General features: G+C 57.8%; 24 protein-coding genes, 1 tRNA gene and 1 pseudogene. 16 read left to right on the forward strand and 10 right to left on the reverse strand.

Features of this window, described 5'->3' with window-relative positions; all coding sequences use genetic code 11:
• Window positions 1–78: 78 nt before the first annotated feature.
• The 3 genes from Q1A71_RS06620 to Q1A71_RS06630 are packed head-to-tail and all read right to left on the reverse strand — an operon-like array spanning window position 79 to window position 793.
• Complete coding sequence (locus tag Q1A71_RS06620) at window positions 79–273, reverse strand: hypothetical protein (RefSeq protein ID WP_299673297.1); 195 nt, start codon at window positions 271–273, stop codon at window positions 79–81.
• Window positions 270–629, reverse strand: a complete 360-nt coding sequence (locus Q1A71_RS06625) for a DUF4112 domain-containing protein (protein ID WP_299673299.1) — start codon at window positions 627–629, stop codon at window positions 270–272. Before Q1A71_RS06625 ends, Q1A71_RS06620 begins: the two co-directional genes overlap by 4 nt.
• 5 nt (window positions 630–634) lie before the next feature.
• Window positions 635–793: a YqaE/Pmp3 family membrane protein gene (locus Q1A71_RS06630; protein ID WP_204417449.1), complete on the reverse strand. Its 159-nt coding sequence runs from the start codon at window positions 791–793 to the stop codon at window positions 635–637.
• Window positions 794–982: 189 nt separating this feature from the next.
• On the opposite strand from Q1A71_RS06630, the gene Q1A71_RS06635 reads away from it, so the two are divergent.
• Together Q1A71_RS06635 and Q1A71_RS06640 are read left to right on the forward strand one after the other, a co-directional pair.
• Window positions 983–1,339, forward strand: a complete 357-nt coding sequence (locus tag Q1A71_RS06635; RefSeq protein ID WP_299673303.1) for a cyclic nucleotide-binding domain-containing protein — start codon at window positions 983–985, stop codon at window positions 1,337–1,339.
• Entirely contained in the window at window positions 1,339–1,680 is a 342-nt protein-coding gene (locus Q1A71_RS06640) for a helix-turn-helix domain-containing protein (protein WP_299674291.1), read from the forward strand. The genes Q1A71_RS06635 and Q1A71_RS06640 overlap by 1 nt, the downstream gene beginning before the upstream one ends.
• Before the next feature lie 3 nt (window positions 1,681–1,683).
• Here the strand turns inward: Q1A71_RS06640 and Q1A71_RS06645 are convergent, their stop codons facing one another.
• Entirely contained in the window at window positions 1,684–2,181 is a 498-nt protein-coding gene (locus Q1A71_RS06645; RefSeq protein WP_299673305.1) for a ferritin-like domain-containing protein, read from the reverse strand.
• 282 nt (window positions 2,182–2,463) lie between these two features.
• On the opposite strand from Q1A71_RS06645, the gene Q1A71_RS06650 reads away from it, so the two are divergent.
• From Q1A71_RS06650 to Q1A71_RS06675, 6 genes and pseudogenes are all read left to right on the forward strand, one after another.
• Window positions 2,464–2,946 (forward strand): hypothetical protein, encoded by a 483-nt coding sequence (locus tag Q1A71_RS06650; RefSeq protein WP_299673307.1) that lies wholly within the window; start codon window positions 2,464–2,466, stop codon window positions 2,944–2,946.
• The gene (locus tag Q1A71_RS06655) at window positions 2,943–3,344 is read left to right on the forward strand and encodes a phage holin family protein (RefSeq protein WP_299673309.1); all 402 of its coding nucleotides are present in this window, start codon (window positions 2,943–2,945) and stop codon (window positions 3,342–3,344) included. The genes Q1A71_RS06650 and Q1A71_RS06655 overlap by 4 nt, the downstream gene beginning before the upstream one ends.
• Window positions 3,334–4,452: a DUF3618 domain-containing protein gene (locus Q1A71_RS06660; RefSeq protein ID WP_299673311.1), complete on the forward strand. Its 1,119-nt coding sequence runs from the start codon at window positions 3,334–3,336 to the stop codon at window positions 4,450–4,452. The genes Q1A71_RS06655 and Q1A71_RS06660 overlap by 11 nt, the downstream gene beginning before the upstream one ends.
• Window positions 4,453–4,516: 64 nt before the next feature.
• Window positions 4,517–5,464: pseudogene (locus Q1A71_RS06665) on the forward strand (YihY/virulence factor BrkB family protein).
• Window positions 5,465–5,480: 16 nt separating this feature from the next.
• A complete protein-coding gene (locus Q1A71_RS06670; protein WP_299673313.1) occupies window positions 5,481–6,458 on the forward strand; it encodes an endonuclease/exonuclease/phosphatase family protein in 978 nt (325 codons plus the stop codon).
• Window positions 6,448–7,581, forward strand: a complete 1,134-nt coding sequence (locus Q1A71_RS06675) for an AI-2E family transporter (protein WP_299673315.1) — start codon at window positions 6,448–6,450, stop codon at window positions 7,579–7,581. The genes Q1A71_RS06670 and Q1A71_RS06675 overlap by 11 nt, the downstream gene beginning before the upstream one ends.
• A gap of 38 nt (window positions 7,582–7,619) precedes the next feature.
• On the opposite strand, the gene Q1A71_RS06680 is transcribed toward Q1A71_RS06675, so the two are convergent.
• On the reverse strand, window positions 7,620–7,754 hold the full coding sequence (locus Q1A71_RS06680) for a hypothetical protein (protein ID WP_299673317.1): 135 nt from the start codon (window positions 7,752–7,754) through the stop codon (window positions 7,620–7,622).
• Between the two features lie 171 nt (window positions 7,755–7,925).
• Window positions 7,926–8,999, reverse strand: coding sequence for a PRC-barrel domain-containing protein (locus tag Q1A71_RS06685; RefSeq protein ID WP_299673319.1), 1,074 nt, complete (start codon window positions 8,997–8,999; stop codon window positions 7,926–7,928).
• Window positions 9,000–9,436: 437 nt separating this feature from the next.
• On the opposite strand from Q1A71_RS06685, the gene Q1A71_RS06690 reads away from it, so the two are divergent.
• The 4 genes from Q1A71_RS06690 (at window position 9,437) to Q1A71_RS06705 (ending at window position 11,629) form a co-directional block, all read left to right on the forward strand.
• Complete coding sequence (locus tag Q1A71_RS06690) at window positions 9,437–9,856, forward strand: PRC-barrel domain-containing protein (RefSeq protein ID WP_299673321.1); 420 nt, start codon at window positions 9,437–9,439, stop codon at window positions 9,854–9,856.
• A 129-nt stretch (window positions 9,857–9,985) separates the two neighbouring features.
• Complete coding sequence (locus Q1A71_RS06695; protein ID WP_299673323.1) at window positions 9,986–10,582, forward strand: DUF998 domain-containing protein; 597 nt, start codon at window positions 9,986–9,988, stop codon at window positions 10,580–10,582.
• A 252-nt stretch (window positions 10,583–10,834) separates the two neighbouring features.
• Window positions 10,835–11,032 (forward strand): CsbD family protein, encoded by a 198-nt coding sequence (locus Q1A71_RS06700; RefSeq protein ID WP_299673325.1) that lies wholly within the window; start codon window positions 10,835–10,837, stop codon window positions 11,030–11,032.
• A gap of 78 nt (window positions 11,033–11,110) precedes the next feature.
• Window positions 11,111–11,629: a YetF domain-containing protein gene (locus Q1A71_RS06705; RefSeq protein WP_299674294.1), complete on the forward strand. Its 519-nt coding sequence runs from the start codon at window positions 11,111–11,113 to the stop codon at window positions 11,627–11,629.
• 288 nt (window positions 11,630–11,917) lie between these two features.
• Here the strand turns inward: Q1A71_RS06705 and Q1A71_RS06710 are convergent, their stop codons facing one another.
• The gene (locus Q1A71_RS06710) at window positions 11,918–12,871 is read right to left on the reverse strand and encodes an SDR family oxidoreductase (RefSeq protein ID WP_299673327.1); all 954 of its coding nucleotides are present in this window, start codon (window positions 12,869–12,871) and stop codon (window positions 11,918–11,920) included.
• A 115-nt stretch (window positions 12,872–12,986) separates the two neighbouring features.
• Between Q1A71_RS06710 and Q1A71_RS06715 the strand changes: the two genes are divergently transcribed.
• Together Q1A71_RS06715 and Q1A71_RS06720 are read left to right on the forward strand one after the other, a co-directional pair.
• Window positions 12,987–13,910 carry a LysR family transcriptional regulator gene (locus Q1A71_RS06715; RefSeq protein ID WP_299673329.1) on the forward strand — a complete coding sequence of 308 codons (924 nt, stop codon included), beginning with the start codon at window positions 12,987–12,989 and terminating at the stop codon, window positions 13,908–13,910.
• Between the two features lie 138 nt (window positions 13,911–14,048).
• The gene (locus tag Q1A71_RS06720) at window positions 14,049–14,177 is read left to right on the forward strand and encodes a hypothetical protein (protein ID WP_299673331.1); all 129 of its coding nucleotides are present in this window, start codon (window positions 14,049–14,051) and stop codon (window positions 14,175–14,177) included.
• 70 nt (window positions 14,178–14,247) lie between these two features.
• Here Q1A71_RS06720 and Q1A71_RS06725 read toward each other — a convergent pair whose 3' ends face one another.
• Window positions 14,248–15,201, reverse strand: a complete 954-nt coding sequence (locus Q1A71_RS06725) for an SDR family oxidoreductase (protein WP_299673333.1) — start codon at window positions 15,199–15,201, stop codon at window positions 14,248–14,250.
• A 115-nt stretch (window positions 15,202–15,316) separates the two neighbouring features.
• Between Q1A71_RS06725 and Q1A71_RS06730 the strand changes: the two genes are divergently transcribed.
• Together Q1A71_RS06730 and Q1A71_RS06735 are read left to right on the forward strand one after the other, a co-directional pair.
• Window positions 15,317–16,213 carry a LysR family transcriptional regulator gene (locus tag Q1A71_RS06730; RefSeq protein ID WP_299673334.1) on the forward strand — a complete coding sequence of 299 codons (897 nt, stop codon included), beginning with the start codon at window positions 15,317–15,319 and terminating at the stop codon, window positions 16,211–16,213.
• Window positions 16,214–17,029: 816 nt separating this feature from the next.
• Window positions 17,030–21,916, forward strand: coding sequence for an ATP-binding protein (locus tag Q1A71_RS06735; RefSeq protein WP_299673336.1), 4,887 nt, complete (start codon window positions 17,030–17,032; stop codon window positions 21,914–21,916).
• Window positions 21,917–22,157: 241 nt separating this feature from the next.
• Here Q1A71_RS06735 and Q1A71_RS06740 read toward each other — a convergent pair.
• Window positions 22,158–22,234: transfer RNA gene (locus Q1A71_RS06740), tRNA-Pro, on the reverse strand.
• Between the two features lie 56 nt (window positions 22,235–22,290).
• Window positions 22,291–23,241 carry a DMT family transporter gene (locus tag Q1A71_RS06745; RefSeq protein ID WP_299673338.1) on the reverse strand — a complete coding sequence of 317 codons (951 nt, stop codon included), beginning with the start codon at window positions 23,239–23,241 and terminating at the stop codon, window positions 22,291–22,293.
• Window positions 23,242–23,287: the final 46 nt, after the last annotated feature.

Consider the following 23,287-nt stretch of genomic DNA (forward strand, 5'->3'; position numbering starts at 1 on the left):
CGGCACCTTGTCCAGCGCAGCAGTATCCAGAGACAGCCGGTCAATTTCGAGCTTTGCGGAGTAGACGCACTTAACGCCCTAGGACGTTTGCAGCAGGGTTCTGGCGCCAAGTCCGGTCTCCGCGGCGGTCTCTGCGACATGGTCAGGCGCGCCGATATCGAAAGTTTCCGACAGGACCTTCTGGTCCGCAAAGCGCGGGGCGCGCACCTGAAGGGCCAGATTGGCTGGTTGGGCGATGTCATAGGCAAGCCGTACGTCGATATCGACAATCATGAGCTATCCTTCGCAGTCTCTGAAGCGTCTGCCAATTCCTTGCGCAGCAGCGCGACATTTCGATTGTTCGCCTTGAACACGAGATCGAACGCGTCTCCGAGAAGAGGCACCGCGCCGATAACAAGGTCCAGCCCGGCGTTTGCCGCCATACGAACAATCGTGCGCTTGCGTGCGCCAAGCCTGTAGCCTTGATAGATGAGATAGGCCGATGGCCCGAGCGATGCGAGGTCACCTGCACCCGGAATGAGCCCGAGAAGAGAGTCCCATCCAAACCGAATGGGTGTGCCCGGTATCCGGAACCGACTGTCCAGTAGCGTGGAGAGGCGGTCGAGCTTATCGATCTCGGAACCAGGCACGCCGCTCACTTGCGCGCGACGATGTAGACCGCATGCACAAGCCCCGGGATATACCCAAGCAGTGTCAGCAGGATGTTGAGCCAGAAGTGTTTCCCAAACCCTACCTGCAAGAAGACGCCAAGCGGCGGAATGATGACGGAGAGGATGATGCGGATAAGGTCCATGAGCGCTCTCTTCTGAGATTTTTTTCGGGGAGTCCCGCAGCGTATCGCAGGTTGCGCCGAAATTGGCGAGGTCAGGCGTCTTAATCTGTGTTAACTTCTGGTATGTCCGAAGAATATCAAAGCTGCCTTGTCAGTCGACTGTCCCGTTTCGTGTCCCTCACCGATCACGAATGTGCATTCATTGCAGAGATGGAAAAGGATGAACACCCGCGCAAGAAAGGCCGGTCGGTTGTCAGCGTCGGGGATCGAACCGAGGGGATCATGGTCCTCAAGACAGGGTGGGCGGTGGTAAAAGCGGACAGCTCGGACGGGCGCAGTCAAATCCTGCGCGTGTATTTGCCGGGCGAGGTCATGGGACTGGCCGAAATCGGATCGTCACGCGCCAATCATCGCATCACGATGCAGACGGACGGTGTGATCTGCCCATTCCCTAGGAGCGGTTTGGCACCGCTCTACAGCGAATATCCTCGTCTCGGTGCCTTGCTGACGGGGGTTGGCAGTCTTGATCAGATCGCGCTGCGTCATCACGCCAGCAGTCTTGGGTGATGGATGCGTCCGGCAAGCTGAAGTTCTGGTTGCTGCAACTCCGGTCGCGGTTGGAGGTGGCCAATGTCGGTCTTGGCAACCGGTTTCAGGTGCCCTTCAGCCAGGTCGAGATCGGACAGGCGGTCGGGCTGACGTCGATCTATGTCAACAAACTGCTGCGCCGGTTTGTCGAAAACGGAGACATTGAGATCGAGCGCCCCTACGTCCGCCTGCTCAAGCGGGACGAATGGGAAAACGATTGCGAATTCGTCAACGCCTTCGTTGACATGGACACGTCCTGGTTCCCACCTGCAATCGAGACGGAGACGACCGGCTCGGCCGAACTGGTCAAGCCGGCCTGAGGGTCATGCAGCCGCATCCTTGTTGATCCCGCTTGTCGCAAGCTCGGTCATGGCACGGTCGCCATCATAGGATGCATCAAGGCATTTCTTGAGCGCTGCCACATCCTCATCCAGCTCCAGCCGGTCAGCGAAGGCGGCAAGACAGCCGTATCCCGCAATGGCGTAGTGGACCAGCCGCTGGTATTGCGTGATGATCATCGCGTCTTTGGTCGCGTCCTCACCAAATGTCTCTTCGATCGCATGGGCTCGTGCTTCTTTCACGAGGCCTTCCATGCCTTTGCAGTGCGCGCCGCTCGGATTTTCGTCGTGACCTTCGGAAATTTTCTTGAGGGCGGTGATGCCGTCCTGAATACCGTCCGCTCCGGCGTTGAGAGCGTCGGACAGGTCCTTGTCGCTTGCCGCCTGCGCCATCTCCTTGGTGACATCCAGCGCCTGTACGTTGGCGCTGTGGATATCCTTGAGCTGTTCAAGATAGAGGTCTTCCAGAGTGTCGATGCTCATGTTCGATCCTTTCGAGGTGAGCTTTCACGCTAACTGGAATCGGCCACCGCAACAGAGACGATCTGGCTGGAGCGTCCTTCGAATGGGCAAATGCTAAACCAGATTAGCGTCTGCGCCCCGCATCACAAACCTCAACCGCCTAAGCTGCTCACAGCGGGGCTGACCACAGTCACGCCCCATCAGAGGAGCCCCTAATGCATAACGTCTTTTACCTCATCGGACTGATCGTCGTCGTTTTGGCTGTCATCAGTTTTCTGTTCTGAACCTGAAGTGGAGAGATTCATGTCGACACAAAAAACTCCGGACCAAACGTCTGCCCATTCCGACGCATCGCAGGCCAAGCAGAAAGCAGGCGAAATGACGGAGAACGCGAAATCCGCCGCCCGTGACGTCGCGCAAGATGCCGCCTCCGCTGCAAAGGATCATGCGGAGACCGCCAAGTCATCGGTTGCCGACGAGATGTCGGGTGTTGCGTCAGCGCTTCGCACCGCAGCCGAAGAGATGCGCAGCGGCTCTCCGCAAGAACGCACCTTCGGTCAAATCGCCGAAGGTCTGGCCGATGCGTCCGAGGCGATGCGCAACAAGGATCTGAGTGAGATGGTGCAGGATGTCAGCGCCTTCGCCCGCAAGAACCCATTGGTGTTTCTCGGTGGCGCTGCCCTGATCGGCTTTGCGGCCACTAGGTTCGCCAAAGCGTCCAACACCCGTGATCCGCAGGCAATCCTCACCGCGCGTGGAACCACACCGCACGGAGAGATCTCATGAGCGACAACACGACAAACAAGAGCGCGGGTCATCTTCTGTCTGATGTAATGAGCAACGTCGGTGGCCTGGTGCGCAATGAGGTCGACCTCGCCCGCGCCGAAATCAGCGAGAACGTCACCAAGGCGGGTGTCGCCCTTGGCCTGATCGCCGGTGCAGCCATCATCGCCCTGGTCGCTCTGAATGTTCTGGCCGCCGCACTCGTGGCGGCGCTCACCGATATTGGTCTGGAAGCCGGTTGGTCATCGCTGATCGTTGGCACCGCACTTGGCATCATTGCCTTTGCTTTGATCAGCAAGGGCGTGAACGACCTCAAACTCTCAAGCCTCGCACCGACGCGGACAGTGAAGAACGTCCAACGCGATGCCGCAGCCGTGAAGGACGCCTACGATGACAAATGAGACCCGCAGCCCGAAAGAAATCGAACGCGAGATCGAAGATCAGCGGTCCGACCTGACCTCCAATCTGGAGGACCTGCAGGACAAGTTTTCACTCGACACCATCGTTCGCCAGATCAGCGATCAGTTTCGCGAACACGGTGGCGACATGGGCCGCTCGATCTCCAATCAGGTCAAAGCCAACCCGATCCCGCTGGCGCTCACCGGCATCGGTCTGGCCTGGCTGATATTTGGAGATTCCCAGCAGCCGCAGCCACGTCACCGCGCTTCCGATGATTTAGACGATGACCGCTACAGTTCGGCAGAAGGCGAGTTTCACCGCAATCGTGCCGAGCGCGGAATGCCTTACACGCCGCCGAAAACGCTTAGTACGCGATCCTCTTCGGAGCCCTCCTGGGCGCGGGATCACGATGACGAAGACAGCCCTTCGGTGGCAAACCGTCTGTCCAGCAGTGCCGAAGCCGTGAAGGACAAGGCGGCGGATGGCGCACAATCGGTGAAGGGCGGCCTCGCAAGCGCTGGCTCGGCGCTCGGCGATGCCGCGTCTTCCGCTAAATCGACGGCGGGAACTGCGACGCAATCCGTAAAGCAGGGTCTGGCCACGGTGAGACACCGTATCGCGGAGGGCACCGAGACGCTAACCGAAGAAGGCCGCAAGCGTGTGATCGCCGCACGTCAGAAAGCCGTGGAAATGCGCCGCTCCGCGGCGCGGTCAATGCACCAGGGAACGGATGCGGCGGTTGACTTTTATGATCAGCAGCCGTTGGTCGTTGGCGCGCTCGCACTCGCCGTCGGTGCCGCGTTGGGCGGGGCTTTGCCGCGCACAAAGGCCGAAGACGATCTGATGGGCGCGCAGAGTGACAGCCTCTATGACGAAGCCGAGCGCATCTTGGAGGAGGAAAAAGCGAAGGCGCTGTCCATTGCGGGCTCAGTGAAAGATGAAGTCAAGGACATCGCAGCAGAGACCAAGGCCGACATGGACAGTGGCGCGCCCGGCGATAAATCCGCTGTCGAGGCGATTGGTGACAAGGCCAAAAACGCGGCAGAACGGGTTGCGAAGACGGCCAAATCCGAAGCGCAGGACAAGAATCTGGGCAAGCCCAAGTCCTGATAAATCCGGGAGAGGCCATTCGGCCCTTTCCTGCCTTCTCATCTCCCAAACCTGAGGTTATGTCATGCCACGCGGCCGCTCTGCCGAGACCCCGACCGACATCACGGCCCGCGGCTGGAAGGATATTGCCTTTCGGCTCAAGGACGAGATCTTCGCCGACCGGGTCGGGCTGATTGCGGCCGGAATTGCCTTTTACGGGTTGTTGGCCCTTTTCCCCGCCATAACCGCGCTTATTGCCATCAGTGGGTTGATGGTCGAACCGAGCCAGATCGTCGATCAGCTGGAACGCCTTTCAGGCCTAATGCCGTAAGACGTGATCGCAATTGTCACGAGGCAGGCCACCGCCGTGGCCGGGTCCCGCGAAGGCGGCCTCGGCCTTGCGGCACTCGCCGGCGTTCTGATCGCGCTTTATTCAGCCTCGAAAGGTATGGCGAGCCTCATCGAAGGCATCAACTTCGCTTACGACGAGGATGAAGATCGCGGGTTCATAAAGCTCAAACTTGTCACATTTGCCTTGACGCTTTTTCTGATGGTCGGCCTGCTGGTCGCCTTGATGGCAACCCTTGGCTTGCCCGCGGTTCTGGCACTTCTGAAATTTGGTCCGGTGTTCGAGGTCTTCATGACGGTCGGCCTTTGGATCGGGCTATTCTGTCTGACCGTCTTTGGCCTTTCCGTGCTCTACCGCTATGCGCCGTCTCGCGATGAACCGGAATGGAAATGGGGCTCGCCCGGCGCAATCGTCGCCTGCCTCATCTGGGTCATCGCCTCGGCCGGCCTTGCGTTCTACGTTGGGAATTTCGGGTCTTACAACGAAAGCTTCGGGACGCTGGCCGGGGTGGTCGTTCTGCTGATGTGGTTCTGGATATCCGCCTTCATTATCCTGCTGGGCGCGGAGCTGAATGCCGAGATGGAGGCGCAAACGCGCGCTGACACGACACAAGGCCCCGATGAACCGATGGGATTGCGCCAGGCAGTGAAGGCCGATACTTCGGGCGAGGCCACAAAGTCATGATGCTGCAATCCGCCGCATGCTGAACTGGGTTTTCTGGGGCCTCGCTCTTATCATTATCATCACCACGCTCCTGCCGCTGACCAGCAGCGCGACCTGGTGGGTCCGCATGTGGGATTTTCCACGCCTGCACATCGCCGGAGTGGCACTGCTAACCCTGCTCGCTTGCCTGCCCTTCGCGATGTCCCAGAAGCCTCTTCTGGCAGCCGCTTTGATTGCTGTGATGGTCTATCAGGGTATGCAGATCTTCCCCTACACACCACTGGCGCGTACGGAAGTCGACATCGCAGGTGCACCGTCTCCGGCGGAGGAGATGTCACTCCTGTCGCTGAACGTGCTGATGGAAAACACCCGGCATCATGATCTGATCGCAATTCTAGAACGCGAAGACCCGGATGTCTTACTTCTGATGGAAACCGATGACACGTGGCACGCAGCCTTGTCACAGACGCTCGCCCGCTACCCAACCATCAAGTCACACATCGCCAATTACCACTATGGACTGATCTTTGCCACGCGGCTGGAAACGTCCGGCGTCGAGCTGCTGTGGCCCTTGGCCGATGATACGCCCGCCGTCAGGGCGGTGATGACGTCCCCAAGCGGTGCCGCATTCAACTTCATCGGTCTGCATCCGCGGCCCCCCGTGTTCGGCAACACGACGGCCGTGCGCGACAGGCAGATCAAGGAGGTCGCCTTGATGACCAAATCGTCCGAACGGCCGACTGTCGTGATGGGGGATTTCAACGATGTTGCCTGGTCCTGGACCACGAAGCGTTTCAAACGATACTGCGATCTTCTGGAGCCACGCGTGGGACGCGGCATGATGTCCAGCTTCCACGCGGAGTATCCGTTCATGCGCCTACCGATCGATCAGATGTTCATGACAAAGGACGTCGGGCTGGTGTCGTTCCGCAGGCTAGAGCCTTTCGGGTCCGATCACTTCCCGATGGCGGCCACCGCTTTCATCCTCAATCAAAGGCCGAACGATGGACAGTAAGCCGGCCAAGCCGTCGGCCAAGGCACAGCCACGGCGTCGGCCTGCTGCGTTGCGGAACCGCTTGGAGGTCCCGCTCATCGGCATTTTCGGTTTACTGCTGTTGCAGGCTCTGGTCTGGGCCAGCGATTTTCTGATACCGGTTACTGCCGCATGTCTTGGCTATTTCGTCCTGAACCGACCCCGTCGTATTCTGTCCAGGCTCGGGATCGCGCCGATTGTCTCGGCCGCTTTGTTCACTGCCTTTCTGACAGCCCTCATCATACTCTTGCTTAGGCAACTCAGCGCACCGGCGGCGCAGTTCATTGAGGACCTGCCGTCACTTATGGATGAAATCAAGCAAAAGCTCTCCGCAGCGGGTGGCACCTTGGAAGCCATCAATGACGCGACCGTTGCGGCCGAGGAGATCATCGAAGATCAAAACGCCGAAACAGTGGAGGTCGAGGTAGTGTCCAACACAGGCATCGCCACGACTCTCTTCAGCATGGCGCCCGGTTTCCTCAGCCGGATTCTCTTCGCGCTGATCCTGTTGTTCTTCCTGATTGCATCGGGGGACATATTCCTGACCAAGACCGTGCAAAGCTTCGAGCGGTTTGCCGACAAGCGGCGCGCCGTGGAGGTCGTGCATTCGATCGAGGATCGTCTGGGATACTATCTGGGCGGCATTGCGTTCATCAACGCGGGCCTTGGGCTTGCCGTGGCCATTGCGACGCATCTCTGGGGTTTGCCGAACGCGATCATCTTCGGCTTCATGGCCTTCGGGCTCAATTTCGTACCGTTCCTGGGCGGGCTGATGGGCGCGGCCATTGCGGCCGCCGTCGCATTCGTCACTCTTGACGGGACGTTGGCCGCAGCAGGTGTATTTGCGACTTACATCGCGCTAACTTTCATCGAAGGTCAGTTCATCACACCGCTTATAATTTCGCGCAGAATGCGGTTGAACACTCCGGTCGTTTTCCTATTTGTCGCCTTCTTCGCTTGGATCTGGTCGATCATCGGAATGATCGTCGCTCTGCCCATCTTGATCGTGCTCAAGATCGCCTGTGATGAGACCAAATCACCGCAGACCCTCGCCGGGTTTCTGGGGGATCTGGACGACACCTCGGGGAGCGACGTCCGGGACTAGATGGCTGGCGGCGGCCCGCACCGCCAGCCGATCTCCGCTCAGGTCTTCCTGCGAACAAGGCGCGCCACGAATATCAGCATAAAGGCACCAGCAGCGGCAACGATCAACTGACCGATCCACCCGCCAAGCGTCGCGCCGATGATCAGTGATCCGATCCATCCTACTCCAGTCATTCTTTAGGTCCTTCTTCGAGAGTTGAGGAGAGGTGTTATGCAAGCGGCATCTCGGCGCTCACGCTGTACTTATTTACAAAAAAAAATGCCGCCGCCGGAGGGACACCGGCGGCAGCGAACTCGTTACCTACACCATCAAGATACGTTCCGGTGCCCGCATCAATCTGACACTCAGTCGAGACCGAGTTGCTCGGCCAGGCGCAGACCGGGGTCGAGCACGCGCACTTCTGTCTCGCGATACTCAGGCATGTTCTCCAGCTTGGACTGCGTGAACTCGGGCAGGATCAGCTCGTCTTTGCGCAGGATCAGTTTCTCGACCGGCACTGCGACTTCATTTTCGCCCATGCCAAGGAAACCGCCAACGCCGATGATGGCCACTAGCGTTTGACCGCGTATACCGATGAAATCGACCTCGCCCACGTCTTCACCGGTTTCAGTGGCAACGCTCCGCCCGATCAAGTCTTCGGCCTTGCGGTCAAAGATCGGCAGCACCTTTACCGTCTCCTGATAGCGGGCGCGGTCCTCGTCAGCCATGTTCCCGGCCGCATCCGCTTTAAAATCCTCCATGACAACGCGCGCCTGCATCTGTTCAACCTCGACATTCGCTGCGCCGCCATCGACGACGTTGACCTCTGGCTCCTCGCTGGTGACGGACACATTGGCGCTCTCGCCTTGCTCCAGATTCACTTGCGCGTCGGCCTGCGTCACGTCGATCCGGGCCTCCTGCGCATCAGAGATATTGACCTGCGCCTCGCCTTGCTGGAATTCCACGCGCGGCTGCGCTTCCTGGATGGTGATCTTCGGCTCCGGGCGAATGAATCGTACGACAGGTTCGGGCTGATCAAGGTCAATTATTGGCTCACCGGTCTCAACATCCACTTCAGGCTTGGGTACCATCACGGTGACAACAGGCTCGGGGATCACGACCGTGATCTGCGGCTGGGCCTGTTCAACGGTGATGATCGGGGCCTGTTGGCGAACCTTCACGGTGGGTTCCGGCACCACCACGGTGATCTCTGGTTGCGGTTGCTCGACCGTGACCACGGGCTGGCCTTGTGTCACTTCAAAGTTGGGGTCTGGCACGGTCACATTGACGGTTGCATCTTCCTGCTTGACGACCACCTGTCCGACTTCAGCGGGAACGACGGTCGCGTCGGTTTCGGTCGTCGACTGGGCGAGAGCGCCCGTTGCGGCCAACGCGCCGATGGCGGCAGTGCCGAGGAGTGTTTTCAGTGTCGGGCTCATATAGTTTCCTTCGCATGACCGGGATCGAGCACTGCCCGGAGGCGTGCGCTCAAATCGTGTGACCTCGGACAAAGTTGATTTCCGGATTGGCTCGAGCGCCCCATTTACGACGCGCCTTTGTCTTACCGCCGGATGCCTGAACCGACAGAAATGCCAGCCCTTGAAGCTGTCATAGAACTAGCAGTTTCTGCCGTGATGAGGTGGCCCGAGGCACTAATCCCTGACAAGTTTTCCGACTTTCATGCCCCCGATCCGACGTCGGTGCCTGTTGATCAAGGCAGCCCGAAGCGGCCGGTGGAACAGAAACCACCGAAGCGGGCATCTTAAATACTGTTCCAGTTTAATGCTTGGGCATTTCGCCTTGCGCGAAGGATGGCCACGGAGCGCCTGAGAGCGCAATTGTCTGGATACACGAAGAAAATATTGGAGACGTCAGAATGAAAAAACTTTCCGTAACAGCCCTGATCGCCGTGATCGCCACAGGCCCGGCTCTTGCCGAAGCCCACATGGACACCGCGAACATGATCCGGACGCGCGACATCACCGGCGGCGACATCTACACGCTCAATGGCCCGATGGATGAGGATACCTGGGGCAACTGGGAAGCTGAGGGCGTCGGTCCCGACTGGAATGATATCGGGGAAATCGAAGACGTCATTCTCGACCGCGACGGCCAGATGATTGGTGTTGTCGCTGAAGTCGGCGGCTTTCTCGACATCGGCGACAAGCACGTGTTCGTCCCCGTGGATGACATCCGCCTTACGCCGGTGGACGACAAAACCTATGTGATCGTCACCCGAAAGACCGAAGAGCAACTCGAAGAGATGGACTCGGTCGACGAAGCATGGTGGAACTGACCTAAAGGTCTGTAACCCAAGCGAAGTGGCCCGCCGGGCCACTTCCGTCTCACCCATCCGCGGATACCATGGTCAAACGTTGTGCTTCACGAGACGTCCACACCAAAAGTCAGTGACCAACCACTGCTCATGATCGCATTGGGCTGGGCCGCCATTCTCGGCTGTGCCGTTTTCAGCATATCGATCCTCATTGCCGATTTTGTTGTTCCAGACCACGATTGGATCGCCGACACGATCAGCGACCTTGGCGCGGGCCGGTACGAGTTCATCGTGGACATCGGCATCTACGCGTTTTCCGGATCGCTGATTTGCACCGCCTTGCTGTCTGCTCATGTGCATATGGGCGGGTGGAAGTGGAGCGTCGGCATCGTGGGCCTGGCCCTGCTCGGCTTGCTGGTGTTCCTGATTGGCGCCCGCAACGAATATGGTGATCGTGACTCGGACGGTGTCGTGATCCACATCTATCTGGTCTATGGCCTTGGCGCGATCATGGCGGCGGTGCCATGGCTGATGTCCCAGGGGGCCCGTCGAGCGGGCGGGCGCTACGGGGCGATCCTTGTCGCAATATCGCTGATTTGGGTTGTATCGGCCCCGGTCTTCTTCCTTCTGCCGGATTCTGTGGATGGTCTCTATGAACGCTATCTCGGTGTGATCGCCTTTGCCTTGGTGATCACGCTTGCTCGGCTGTTCATCAAGCGTGGACAGATGCTTCATGGGGCGCGTTAGGCGAATGTCTGGCCCCGCGCATTGACCCGCGCCCGTTGTCCCTGCCAGCCATGGGCTCGGGCCGAAAGGCGGACACCAGCGTCGACTTGCCGCTTAAATCCTGTCCTAGTTTAGGTCTCCGGCTTTTTCCCCGGCACGCAGGGTGGGCAAACCCGGTCATTTGCGTGAAGCCTTTAGATCTAAGGCCACAACACGCTCCGGATTATCGATCCGAGCTTGCCGTTGTGGCGCAAAAACCAGCTGGAGATAGATATGAATTGGGATCAGATTCAAGGTAAATGGAACCAAATGACCGGCAACATCAAGGCACAGTGGGGCGAGCTGACGGATGACGAGATCGCCGAAGTCAATGGCGAGCGGGAAGCGCTCGAAGGCAAGATCCAGGCGAAATACGGAAAATCCAAAGAAGAAGCCAAGCAGGAAGTCGATGCGTTTCTGAGCAAACACTGACGAGTTCGGCGAGACGCCAAAACCAGTGGTGTCTCGCCAAACCTGCAATCACCGACCATTGAAAAGAAAGTGACCGAAATGCTCTTCGAGCCAGACGTTCTAGATGTGGTCGCCCGAGGAACGATCCTTGCAATATTGGCGCTCCTTTGGGTGATCGTCGCGGTCAGGATAACCGGGCTGCGCGCTTTCTCCAAGATGACGGCCTTCGACTTTGTGGGCACCGTCGCAATCGGCTCATTGCTGGCTGGCGCGAGCCAGGCAACCGAGTGGGCCGCATTCTTCCAGGCCCTATTTTCGATTGCAGCGCTTCTCGCCGTTCAGGTTGTTGTCGCCAAGCTCAGGCAGTCATCGTCGACATTCATGGCGGCCATTCAAAACTGTCCCTTGCTTCTGATGCGAGAAGGCGAAATCATTCAAGCCGCGCTGCACGCAAGTCGCGTGTCAGAGCAAGACCTGCTGGCCAAGCTCCGAGAGGCCAACGTTCTCGATTTTTCCGAGGTGCGCGCCGTGGTCCTAGAGACAACTGGCGACATTTCGGTCTTGCACGGTCAGGCGGTTGAGAAACGGCTCCTTCGCGATGTAACTGGCGTTGGCTGACGGCCTCAGTATCGCTGGACCGACCCAGATTGGGCGGCGCCTCTAAAGGAGGCACTGGACCGCTGCGTGCCATCGGTCACATTGCATTCGTAGCGGACATGTGTCGGTGCAACGCGCTGAGCTTAGGGGCTACCAGGGCTAAGAGGTCTGCTAAGCGGACCAAAGCCGCCTTATGCCGGCTTGATTTGAATGTCGGCTTTCCCATTGATTATTGCATTGCGGATCTCTGACGAGAATGAGCCGAACCTGTTTCCAGGATTGGCTCGTCCTTGGTTCTAACACAAGGTGTCAGGATGTGTAGAACGCGTTGTAGCCAAGTGCGACATCCAGTGAGACGCCCGAGATCGATGCGCCAGCGTCACCGGCAAGGAACACCGCGGTGTTCGCAATGTCGACCGGGGCAAGCGCGGGCCTGTCACCGACGGGCAGCATCGGGTTGAGCGCTGCATCTTGCTCGGCGGCAGTGCTGAGACCCATCGATGCGATCTGTGCTTCGGACCGGTACATCGGGGTATCCACAGGACCAGGTGCGATGGCGTTGACGGTGATGTTGTCTGGCCCCAGCTCGATCGCCGCTTGCTTCGTCAGGCCAATCACAGCCCACTTGCTGGAAGTGTAGGCACCATTGCCCGGAACACCTTGCCGACCTCCAATGGAACTGATTGAGATGAGCCGACCACCGCCCCGCTGGCGCAGTGCTGGCGTCGCTGCGCGAAAGGTGTTCGCTACACCCCAGACATTGACATCCAGAACGCTTTTCCAATCCAACTCGCGCCCATCGGCAAAGCCGTGCCAGCGTACATAGCCTGCATTGGCCACCGCGATGTCCAGACCACCAAAGCGCGAGATCGCTTGGGACATGGCTCCATCCAGATCGCCTTCGCTGCGCACGTCGCCCCGGATCTGCAACGTGTTGGGGTTGATCGCCCGTACCGCTTCGAACGCAGCATCAAACTCTTCGCTATTGGCGATCCGGAACCCCTCGACAGGTGGTACAACGGATGGGTCAGCAACATCGAGCATCACGATGGAGGCACCGTGGCGAGCATATTCCTCTGCGATGCTACGGCCGATCCCGCGGGCGGCACCAGTGATGAGGGCAACTTTGCCTTCAAGTGTGCCGAAAGGAGTGGTCTGCGCGAGAGCGCCTGTTGCTGCGGCAAGGCTTGCACCCGCAGCAGCGGCCCCTGCGATTCCAGAGGTCAGAAGGTTGCGGCGGGTTGTGTCGATTTGATCGGTCATGTCTTTGCTCCTTGGTTTTGGGCATCTGCCCGTTACGTCTGAAGCGAATATGTGACCTTTGCAGCTGTTCGATAATCCGCTATCTACTTAAAAGATCGTTAAGAAGAGCTAATTAATGAAACGAGGTGATCAGGATGGTGTGCTGCCGCTCCTGGCGGTTGTTGAGCATGGCAGCTTTCGCGCAGCGGCCAGCGCACTTGGCGTCACACCCTCTGCAGTCAGCCAATCGGTCAAACTGCTAGAAGAGCGTATCGGAGTGCCTCTCCTGACACGCACAACCCGAAGTGTCGGACTGACGCAGGCGGGTCGCGTTTTTGTAGATCGCGTACGGCCAGCGATGGCCGAAGTCTCCGATACGTTGGCCTCGATCCGCGAGTTCGGAGAGCGGCCCTCGGGCCTGCTGCGCATCAATGCACCGCGCATCGCTTATCCGGTTATGTTTGAACCGATCCTGCCTGCCTTTCTGGACGCCTACCCAGATGTCAAGGTCGAAGTATTCCTCGATGACGGCCTTGCCGACATCGTTAGAGACGGGTTCGACGCCGGGATCAGGCTCGGTCAAATGGTGGCCCCGGATATGATCGCACGTGCACTGACGCCACCATCGCGCATGGTCGTCTTTGCCTCACCTGACTATCTGGCGGCTTTGGGTACGCCGCAAACGCCGGACGATCTCGTTCATCATCGCTGCATCAACTTCCGCCGCCCAACGCAAAAAACGATCTACCACTGGCGCTTTATCGAGGAAGGCGAAGACCGGCATGTGCCCGTCTCTGGGGTTGTGACCGTCAACGACCCAAACGCCAAAATGCATGCGGCACTTGCGGGGTTGGGGCTGGCCTATGAGGTTGGTCCGATTGTGCAACCTCATCTTAATCGTGGCGACTTGGTTCAAGTTCTGGAAGACCATCTGCCGGATGTACCGGGCTTTCACATCTACTATCCGGGGCGCGCGCAGATCATGCTCAAACTGCGTGTGTTTATTGATTTCGCTGTTACCACTCTGCGCAAGTCAAAGACCCAGCAGCAAATCCCTTAAGACAGTCCTTCGCTGCAAGTCAGAAAGCAGGAAGTTCGGGCTTTCAGCCGACCTCGATGACGACGCAGCATTCATTCTAAACGCTCCAGTTCTCTGACTGAGGATCGGCCCTTAGCAGCCTTTCACGGACCGTTCAGGATGCTGCGCGTGCAGACCGCTTTCCAGACATTCGCCGCATTCGCAAAATCAAGCGCTGCTGAACTGGAAGTCAACGAACAACTGATCACGTTCAACCGAGTGTCGGCGGCCGCAGTCACAACAAACTGACCACCTGGTTTCAAGGCAATTGGTCGGCCCCACTTCCGGGGCCGACCGATGTCTCCTTCTATGATGGGAGTCAAGACGTGTAGAACGCGTTGTATCCAAGTGCCACGTCCAGCGACGCCCCGGAGATCGAGCCACCCGCCTCTCCGGCCAAGAAGACGGCCGTGTTTGCGATCTCGACCGGATCAAGCACCGGACGATCCCCCACTGGCAACAAGGGGTTGATCGCCGCGTCCTGCTCGGCGGCGGTGGACAGACCCATCGAGGCGATCTGCCCTTCCGAGCGGTACATTGGCGTGTCGACGGGGCCGGGCGCGATTGCGTTGACGGTGATATTGTCTGGCCCCAACTCGATCGCGGCTTGCTTGGTCAGGCCGATCACGGCCCATTTGCTGGAGGTGTAGGCACCATTGCCGGGGACACCCTGACGGCCACCGATGGAACTGATCGAGATCAGCCGTCCACCACCCCGACGACGCAATGCAGGCGTCGCAGCGCGGAATTTGTTCGCCACACCCCAGACGTTCACGTCGAGTACACTTTTCCAGTCCAACTCGCGCCCTTCAGCAAAGCCATGCCAACGCACATAGCCCGCGTTTGCGACCGCGACGTCAAGACCACCAAACCGCGAAATCGCTTCGGACACCGCCTCATCGAGGTCTTCTTCGCTGCGCACGTCGCCGCGAATTTGCGCCGTATTGGGATTGATGGACCGCACCGTTTCGAACGCCGCATCGAATTCTTCGCTGTTGGCGATGCGAAACCCATCGACCGGCGGCACTGCAGAAGGATCTGCAATGTCTAGCATTGCGACGGATGCGCCGTGACGCGCGTATTCTTCGGCGATGCTGCGGCCAATGCCGCGCGCTGCGCCGGTTACGAGCGCAACCTTGCCTTCAAGCGTGCCGGAAGGCGCTGTCTGGGCGAAAGCACCTGAGGCTGCGGCAAGGCCTGCACCGGTGGCGGCGGCCCCTACAATGCCAGAGGTCAGGAGGCTGCGGCGGGTGGTGTCGATTTGATCGGTCATGTCAGTGTTCCTTGTGTGTGGGCGTCAGCCCGTTGCGTCTGGCACGAATATGTGGCCTATGCCTTTGTTCGATAATCCGCTATCTTATTCACACCCTGTTAAGCTGAGCTAATGAATGAAGCGAAATGACCTGGATGGTGTCCTGCCGCTTCTGGCGGTTGTCGAACATGGCAGCTTTCGCGCGGCAGCCGACGCGCTTGGGGTTACGCCCTCCGCAATCAGTCAAGCCGTCAAACAGTTGGAAGAGCGTATCGGTGTGCCCCTTCTGGTGCGCACGACGCGCAGTGTGGGGCTGACACAGGCAGGGCAGGTTTTCATTGATCGCGTTCGGCCAGCAATGGCAGAGGTCAGCGACACGCTGGAGTCGATCCGTGAGTTCGGAGAGCGGCCCTCGGGGCTGTTGCGAGTTAATGCGCCACGCATTGCCTACCCGGTGATATTTGAACCTATCCTGCCCGCTTTCCTCAAAGCCTATCCTGAAGTGGAGGTTGAAGTTTTTCTTGATGACGGGCTGGCCGACATCGCTCGGGATGGATTCGACGCCGGGATGAGACTAGGTCAAATGGTGGCCCCGGATATGATCGCACGTGCACTGACGCCGCCATCGCGCATGGTCGTCTTTGCCTCACCTGACTATCTGGCGGCTTTGGGTACGCCAAAAACGCCCGACGATCTCGTTCATCATCGCTGCATCAACTTCCGTCGCCCAACGCAAAAAACGATCTACCACTGGCGTTTTGTCGAAGAAGGCGAGGACCGGCATGTTCCAGTCAAGGGAAGCGTCACGGTCAACGATCCGAACGCCAAGATGCATGCGGCCCTTGCTGGGTTGGGATTGGCCTATGAGGTTGGTCCAATTGTGCAACCTCACCTCGATCGCGGCGATCTGGTTTCAGTCTTAGAAGAACATTTGCCTGATATCCCTGGTTTCCACATCTACTATCCAGGGCGCGCTCAGATCATGCTCAAACTGCGTGTATTTATTGATTTCGCAGTCAAAACGCTTCGCTGAACAGACTCCAGATGTGGACGGCCCGGAGCTGCCGTTGGCTAGGCCTCCTCGATGCCGCGGCGCAGCGCTCTAATCCAGACGTAGATGTGCATACCTAGGAACGACATAAGGCATCAACCTTCATCATCTTGAAAAGCGCCTGCTGCGTTGAATTGAAGCCACGGATAAAGGCTTGCAGGCGGCGTTCCAAATGACTGGCAATTCAGGTCCAAGGCCTCCGAACGTTCTTGAACTCCATTCTCGAAAAGTGTCGGCTCTGTCTGCTGGGTATACTTGACCCTTGCGCTGCATACTAGAAAAAGCCAACTGCTATGCAAAATCTAAGCAGTGGGCGCCACTCCGGCAGACAGATGTAACCGGACGGCACACATCGACTGCTGCGCATTCTCGTTGTGGGGTACGAATAGACTAGGAATCAAGAAGCAGATGGCACCTTCCAAAGGCAAACCAAAGCCAGTAGAGCATACCGGTAAGTCCAAGAAACCTACGTCCGCAACGGTCAGGTCTAGGAGTGGTGCCGGGTTCGATTTCGAGGATTTGGTCAGTGCTTGGCTTATGGCTAAGTCTCTCTCTGGTGAGCAAGTCCCAGGTGTCGGCGGAGGAGCCACCAAGGTCCAAGCCCAAGTATATGATTTGGGCTGGCGAATTGACGACCTCTTGATCACATCGCGGGAAAGTAACTCAACCCATCGACTTGCGATTTCCGCAAAAGGAAACACACAGGTCACCGCCACCGGGCTTCCAAGAGACTTTCTTAAAAGCGCTTGGGAACAATGGAGAGACTTTGACGGTCCTTTCAACAGATACGCTGATGGAATGGCATTGGCGACACGGGGAACTGACAAGACGTTTGACGCTACTTGGCGCGAAGTTAAGAACGCATCTAGCGGGCTCGATGCTGAACTGGCATTGAGTCGCATTCGTTCAAATACGAAACAAAATCGAATTTTTGAAAATCTTAGACAGGCAGGCAATGCGTCCGAGCAAGAGGCGATCGAGCTCATTCACTGCCTGCACGTTTTGCCTTTAGACTTTCAATTCGCCCATTCGGAAGACAAAGACCGGTCAATTGCGCGATGCAGGGACTTGCTCACTGCTGGAAGAACCGACGACGCGCAAAGGCTCTGGGAGAAACTAGTCGAAGTTGCGCGAAAGGTGCGCCTAGAGAGCGGTACCATTGCCGTGCTGGAGCTACTGTCCTCACTTCGTGGCGAGTTTGAGCTCCGGCACCACCCCGACTATCGAGGTGACTGGGATACGCTCTCCAAAATCACAACCGATTACAAATCCAAGATAGAGACTGAGTTGCCATCGGGTTTCGAACTGCCTCAGGAAGATGGTCGGCTATCGCTTCAGAATGCAATAGTGGAAGACAAGGTCACGGTAGTTCATGGAGGCTCGGGCTCGGGCAAGTCGGCCCTAGTCAAGGCGGTATTGGATCAAAAGCACCCCCGGAGGAACCAGGTCTGGTTTGGGCCAGACGAGCTTACGACTGCCTTGAGCGCCGCAAAACACACTTCGCTTCGTCTCGAACACGAACTCTCTGATATTTTGAGGGCAACGGTTGAGCCCGAAAATGTACTCGTCATAGACTCAGCGGAGCGTATCGGGGCGGAGGAGCTGATTGCCGTCCGCAACCTCATTCGCGCTGTAGTTGAAGAAGCACGTGATGAATACTCTGATGTGTGGCGCGTCATAGTCGTGACGCAAACCCAGGGCTCAACAGGTCATATGGAGACCCTGCTCGCAGGGCTCAGCGCTCAGCCAATCGAGGTCGAAGCACTTACCAGCAATGAAGTGAAACTTGCGCTGAATCACGCGCCTGGCTTGGGCTGGCTGACTGCACATGATGATACGGTTGCGGCGCTTACGAATCTCAGGACTTTGGCGTGGGTCTGCAAAGCGGGCTCAGCGTTTCAACCGAACGCCAATGAACTGACATCCCATGTCGCCGTCTCCGACCGCCTTTGGAAATACTGGACAAAGGGCCGAGCCGACGTACAGGCAATGACGATGCGTCTCGCTCAACGCGAGGCATCGTTTGAGCGTAGCTTTGCGCTATCGGGATTGGACCCCACTGACACAACGATTTTTGCCGAACGCCCGGATGACCTGCCCCTTCGCCTGAACGACCAAACCAATCGGATCGAATTTGAGCACGACCTCGCAGCCGATTGGGCGCGGTACCAATTCCTTAAACAGATTTGTACGGAGATCGCCGAATGGGTACCACTAGCCAGCAACCCTCTTTGGACCAACGCTCTTCGAATGCTGGGCCAACTCTTGCTGCGCCAGACGGCCGGTTCCGACAATGCCTGGGATGCTGCTTTCAAGAATACAGCAGAGCTAGAGAGCCAGTTGGCAGGCGATATTCTGCTTGATGCTCTTTGCTTGGATACTGAAGCCGACAGGTTTCTAGCAGAGCGTGTTGATCTTTTGCTCGACAACGGAGCGAAGCAGCTGGAGCGGCTGTTGAGACGTTTCCACCACTTGGCGACCTTGCCAATAGGCGGAGGCGAAACACTGAGCTCTGAATTCGCTTTGGTCTTGGAAGAGCGCTTCCGCTCGATCATTGTCGGACGTTGGCCGCCGATACTCCGCTTCTTGGTCGCGCATCGAGTTCGGTTGAAGGAACTGGTTTCTCCAGCGCTCGCGAGGGTAATCGAGACGTGGCTGACCAAGACGCCTCACAAGCTGGGCAATGGCGGTGCGGTGCCTTTCAGAGAAGAGTTGGCCCGGATAGCACTCGACATGGCGCGGACGGTGCAAGTCGAAAAGGGCCAAGGTATTTGGTACATCGACTGTGAGCCAGAACTCTACACCGCGGCGCTGGCAGGCGCCGAAGACCTGCCAACTGAAGTGGGGCAGTGGGCGCTTGAGCTCGCGGGTCGTAGGCAAGTTGACACTGCCGTCAGGGGGCGTATCCGCGAGGCTCTGGAAAAGAAGGCGAAGGCGCACGTCGAGCGCCTTCGCACTGACCCTGTGTACCGGGCAAGACATGAAGAACGGCAGCAAATTGGGCGTTCCATCGGGTCGTTTAGGCAAAAATTACTTCCTTGGCCCCTTGGTGCCAGACATAGGGTGGATCAGGATTTTCGAGATGCATGTATAAAAAGTCACGGCCTTCAACATCTCATCAACTCGGAGCCAGAGTTGGCGGGTGAAGTCTTGTTGGCACTAATCATAGAAGATGAGCCTGAGCGCGACTACGGATCAGGGCGGATCAGAGACGAACTTGGATTGGAGTTTTCGTCGGATGCTTACCCGACGATTTTCTGGAAGAGTCCCTTTTTCCATTTTCTCCAGTCGGCCCCGGAGGTCGCACTTACAACATTGATCAGTCTTGTGAACTTTTGCACAGAACGCTGGATCGAGAACGCCACAGACGGCGATGCCAGCGAACCGCCTTGTGTAACGTTAGAGTTTGCGGATGGCTCGCAGAAAGCTTTCATGGGCTGGTGGCAGGTCTACGACTGGCCGCAGAGCAACGACTTCAACAATAGCCATCTGTACTGCGCACTTGATGCGTTAGAGCGTTGGTTGACGATGCGTTTGGATAATGACGAAGACATTACCAATGACATCGAGAAGATTTTCTCGGAGGGCAATTCGGCGGCCCTCGTCAGAGTTCTTGTGAATGTCGCCAAGTATCGACCGTTGTTGTTGACTGCCTCCCTTTCACCTTTAATGACTTTTCCGGACCACTTCGATTGGGACAGAAAACTCACCGATAAGGTTGGTTACAACTTCGATGGCCCTAGCTGGGCCCGATGTGGCGACGCGATTTTCGAGATCGCCCGCGACTGGACTCTGGCGCCACACCGTCAACGGGCTTTCATAGACGTGGTGATAGAACTCCTGTTGGAAAGTGACGACGTTGCAATCCGTTTGCAGAACGTGACTTCTGCCTGGTCAGTCCCTAGCGACCCGAAAGTCGCTCTGGAGTACAAACTACTATTCGCTTCGCTTGATAGGTCCAATTATCGGATCAGCCCAAATGCGACGATAGAAGAGAACAAAAAAACGTTCGAATACCCAGAAGCACTGCGCAATGAGATAGCGGTTTGGGAAGGCGAGCACGCACCAATTCGTGCGGTCATTTTCGTACCACTTCAGTGTGAGAAACGACTCGTCAATAACGAGCCACTCTCTGAAGACGAGGCCAAATACCTTCGCGACCTCTTGCACGAATGCGCGACAACAGAGTCGACCGACAAAGATGAAGCCGATGCAGTTTCGCGATGCCGGTCAGCCGCCGCGAGCACATTGATTTGCCTGGGTGAAGCATGGCTTAGCCAAAACAACGAAACCCAAAAACTCGCATTCGAGGTGCTACGCGCCAAGGTGTCTGAGGTCGCCACTTCAAGCAAAGACCGTAGGGACGGTCGGATGAGTGAGAGCCGCCACGGACTGGAGTTCATCGCTCATGCTGTGATGCACCTATGGCTAACAGATTCTGAGGTCGCCCAAGAATGGGAGAAAGCCGTGCTCCTTCTCCTGACCAGCGGTGACGCCGGAGCGGCACTGGCAGTGGTCGGGATTGCCTACAGCCACCGTGAGGAGCTCGGAGAGGCTTGGTGGCGCCTGCTGCAAGCAGGGCTCTTTTGGGCAGGTCTCAAGCTGCTGGCACCACGCTACGGGGACGATGACAAGGCACGGTGCGCTTGGAACCAATGGCTTGCGAAGCTCCGGCGGTATTCGCTTCGAGGGTTCAAAGCGACACATGCTGATTTGGACTTCAAGCGCATTGCACAAATGCAAGGAAGGTTGGACTTTCGGCGACGATTGCGGCTCTACGAAGCTGGAGACGAAATGCGGATGGGAAAACCAACCCGAGACCTGGGTGGGGAACTCGACAGCCGATTCCTTAGTATCCTGTTCGGTTGGCTTATCGAGGGCGAAGGCACTGGTAGCCCAGAAGAAGACGAGAGCCTTTTGTTGACTGCCTGGGACTATGAGGCTTCCCGTGCCGAAGCACGCCGCAGAGACGGTGAGCGCGACTACGATTTGCCGAGCAGTCAATTTGGCTACAGCCTCCTAACGAAGCTTGCTGCCATGTCGGCGGCACTACCTCAAGAAAAGGCAAGCAAGGTGTGGGAGGCGGTTATTTCACATGGGCCAGCAGCACACTACGCATTACGGCATTTCATTCGGGGGCTGTTCCAACACCTTGCTGACGGCGATGACCCGGCGGTGTTTGAGCGTACTTGGCGGGCTGTCGCGGAATACGGTCTCGCAAGTGATTGGTCTCAGCCTGGGCTCTGGTTTTACGGTGAACGCCTGGTTTGCGATCTCATGGGCTTCGGAAACGAGAAGGCTCTGATGCTTCTAAATCCCGGCGCCTCCATGCGCATGAGTGATGTTTACGAGCGCTGGGCCACCACGCGCTTGGATCGGGACGAAGAAAGCGTTTCGAGGTTCTGTTACTTTCTTGTCTCCGACTTTGGCAGTCCAATTCGTCTTGATGGCCTTCGTTGGATTGCCGCTTCTTTAAATGAGAAGTCGCCCTCCGGTCGCTGGTACCGTGACGGAACCGGCGACGCACTTGTTGAGCTCTTAACGTCTGCGCTGGCAAAAAACACTCAAAGCCTACAGAAGAATGCTGAAGCGCGGCAGGCGCTCTTTGACATTGCTGCCATGCTGGTTTCGAAAAATGTTCCGTCCGCGCTCGCTCTGCAGGAACGTATCAAGTCGTTGCAATAGGTCCAGCTGGGTCGATCATGTGAATGCCCGCTGTCGCTTTACCACCAACCAAGTTTCGCGCTTGCAGCGAATGTCTGCTTCCCGCCCCTCACGCTAGATGAAACGCCCAAAAGCCGCTGAAATAGGGCTCAAAAAGCGACCTTTTGTTTTCAACCAGTTGGACAAAGTGTGTGCGAATAGAGGACACTTTGGTAGCTCTTGGGACAAAGTCCCTGCAACTCCACAACGACAAAACTGGAATTGGTCGGGCTGAGAGGATTCGAACCTCCGACCCCCTGCTCCCGAAGCAGGTGCGCTACCAGGCTGCGCTACAGCCCGACCGGTGTTGCCGCAATAGCGGGATCGCACGGCCTTGGCAAGCGCCTGCCCGCGATCTATTTCCGGCGTTTTTCGCGGCGCAGAAACGGTGAGACCCGGGGCGTTGTGCCTGTCTCGAGGCGCGATCGCGTGCGCAGGACCGGTTGTTCCGATCCCGGCGCCTTGCTCTCGCGCAGCACGATGAAGAGACCGCTGGCGATGATGATCGTCGAGCCGATGATTGTGCTGGTGCCGGGCGCTTCATCGAAGAAGAGCACGCCATAGAAGGTCGCCCACAGGATTTGAGAGTACTGCATCGGTGCCACGATCACCGCCTCGCCGGCGTTGTAAGCGGCGATCAGGAAGCGCCCGGCGGTCCAGGCCAGCACCGCGATGACGCCAAGCTTTGCGAGATCGGACAGCGGCAGCGGTTGATAGACCAACGGCAGCAGAGCGGCCATCACGATGAAATTCGCCATCATCGGGTAGAGCATGATCACCACAGCACGTTCCTCCCGACCTATCTTGCGGACGATGATCGAGGCGAAGGCGCCACAGATTGCGGAGACAAGTGCTGCGAGATGGCCGAGTTCGAGTTCGGCTTCGCCGGGGCGGAGCACGACTAGGACACCGCAAAGACCGATGGCAACGGCAATCCAGCGGCGCAGCTTGACCTGCTCGCCCAGGATTGGGATCGCGAGGATGGTGATCAGCAATGGTGAGGCGAAGAGGATCGCATAAACCTGCGCGAGCGGGAGGACCGAAAAGGCGTAGAACGCGCAGAAGCCGGTGATCACAGCAGCCAGTGTGCGCGCGGCCATCCACCATGGATGCACCGGGATCAAGGTTCCCGGCGTGGCGTCACGCAGCAGATAGAGCATGGCGAGCGGAAAGCTGAAAAGCACGCTGAAGAACACGATCTGGATGGGGGAGTAGCCACCGCCCAGGATCTTGATGATGACATCGTGACTGGCAAAGAGGCCAAAGGCCACAAGCGCCATCAGGGCCGCTCGGAGATTTTGGTTCATTTTAGCGGTCCGCCGCTGCTGGGGTCAGGCACCCGGGCCGCGTGGA

Origin of the sequence: uncultured Roseobacter sp., assembly GCF_947493125.1 — a bacterium.
Taxonomy (GTDB): Bacteria; Pseudomonadota; Alphaproteobacteria; order Rhodobacterales; family Rhodobacteraceae; genus Roseobacter.

Coding starts and splice junctions, on each gene's coding strand:
- Q1A71_RS06660 (WP_299673311.1), top strand. CDS start 3,334: ATGACAAATGAGACCCGCAGCCCGAAAGAAATCGAACGCGAGATCGAA.
- Q1A71_RS06645 (WP_299673305.1), bottom strand. CDS start 2,181: ATGAGCATCGACACTCTGGAAGACCTCTATCTTGAACAGCTCAAGGAT.
- Q1A71_RS06685 (WP_299673319.1), bottom strand. CDS start 8,999: ATGAGCCCGACACTGAAAACACTCCTCGGCACTGCCGCCATCGGCGCG.
- Q1A71_RS06710 (WP_299673327.1), bottom strand. CDS start 12,871: ATGACCGATCAAATCGACACAACCCGCCGCAACCTTCTGACCTCTGGA.
- Q1A71_RS06725 (WP_299673333.1), bottom strand. CDS start 15,201: ATGACCGATCAAATCGACACCACCCGCCGCAGCCTCCTGACCTCTGGC.
- Q1A71_RS06715 (WP_299673329.1), top strand. CDS start 12,987: ATGAAACGAGGTGATCAGGATGGTGTGCTGCCGCTCCTGGCGGTTGTT.
- Q1A71_RS06745 (WP_299673338.1), bottom strand. CDS start 23,241: ATGAACCAAAATCTCCGAGCGGCCCTGATGGCGCTTGTGGCCTTTGGC.
- Q1A71_RS06670 (WP_299673313.1), top strand. CDS start 5,481: ATGCTGAACTGGGTTTTCTGGGGCCTCGCTCTTATCATTATCATCACC.
- Q1A71_RS06650 (WP_299673307.1), top strand. CDS start 2,464: ATGTCGACACAAAAAACTCCGGACCAAACGTCTGCCCATTCCGACGCA.
- Q1A71_RS06630 (WP_204417449.1), bottom strand. CDS start 793: ATGGACCTTATCCGCATCATCCTCTCCGTCATCATTCCGCCGCTTGGC.
- Q1A71_RS06675 (WP_299673315.1), top strand. CDS start 6,448: ATGGACAGTAAGCCGGCCAAGCCGTCGGCCAAGGCACAGCCACGGCGT.
- Q1A71_RS06640 (WP_299674291.1), top strand. CDS start 1,339: ATGGATGCGTCCGGCAAGCTGAAGTTCTGGTTGCTGCAACTCCGGTCG.
- Q1A71_RS06620 (WP_299673297.1), bottom strand. CDS start 273: ATGATTGTCGATATCGACGTACGGCTTGCCTATGACATCGCCCAACCA.
- Q1A71_RS06720 (WP_299673331.1), top strand. CDS start 14,049: ATGCTGCGCGTGCAGACCGCTTTCCAGACATTCGCCGCATTCGCAAAA.
- Q1A71_RS06655 (WP_299673309.1), top strand. CDS start 2,943: ATGAGCGACAACACGACAAACAAGAGCGCGGGTCATCTTCTGTCTGAT.
- Q1A71_RS06680 (WP_299673317.1), bottom strand. CDS start 7,754: ATGACTGGAGTAGGATGGATCGGATCACTGATCATCGGCGCGACGCTT.
- Q1A71_RS06690 (WP_299673321.1), top strand. CDS start 9,437: ATGAAAAAACTTTCCGTAACAGCCCTGATCGCCGTGATCGCCACAGGC.
- Q1A71_RS06700 (WP_299673325.1), top strand. CDS start 10,835: ATGAATTGGGATCAGATTCAAGGTAAATGGAACCAAATGACCGGCAAC.
- Q1A71_RS06695 (WP_299673323.1), top strand. CDS start 9,986: ATGATCGCATTGGGCTGGGCCGCCATTCTCGGCTGTGCCGTTTTCAGC.
- Q1A71_RS06735 (WP_299673336.1), top strand. CDS start 17,030: ATGGCATTGGCGACACGGGGAACTGACAAGACGTTTGACGCTACTTGG.
- Q1A71_RS06730 (WP_299673334.1), top strand. CDS start 15,317: ATGAAGCGAAATGACCTGGATGGTGTCCTGCCGCTTCTGGCGGTTGTC.
- Q1A71_RS06705 (WP_299674294.1), top strand. CDS start 11,111: ATGCTCTTCGAGCCAGACGTTCTAGATGTGGTCGCCCGAGGAACGATC.
- Q1A71_RS06635 (WP_299673303.1), top strand. CDS start 983: ATGGAAAAGGATGAACACCCGCGCAAGAAAGGCCGGTCGGTTGTCAGC.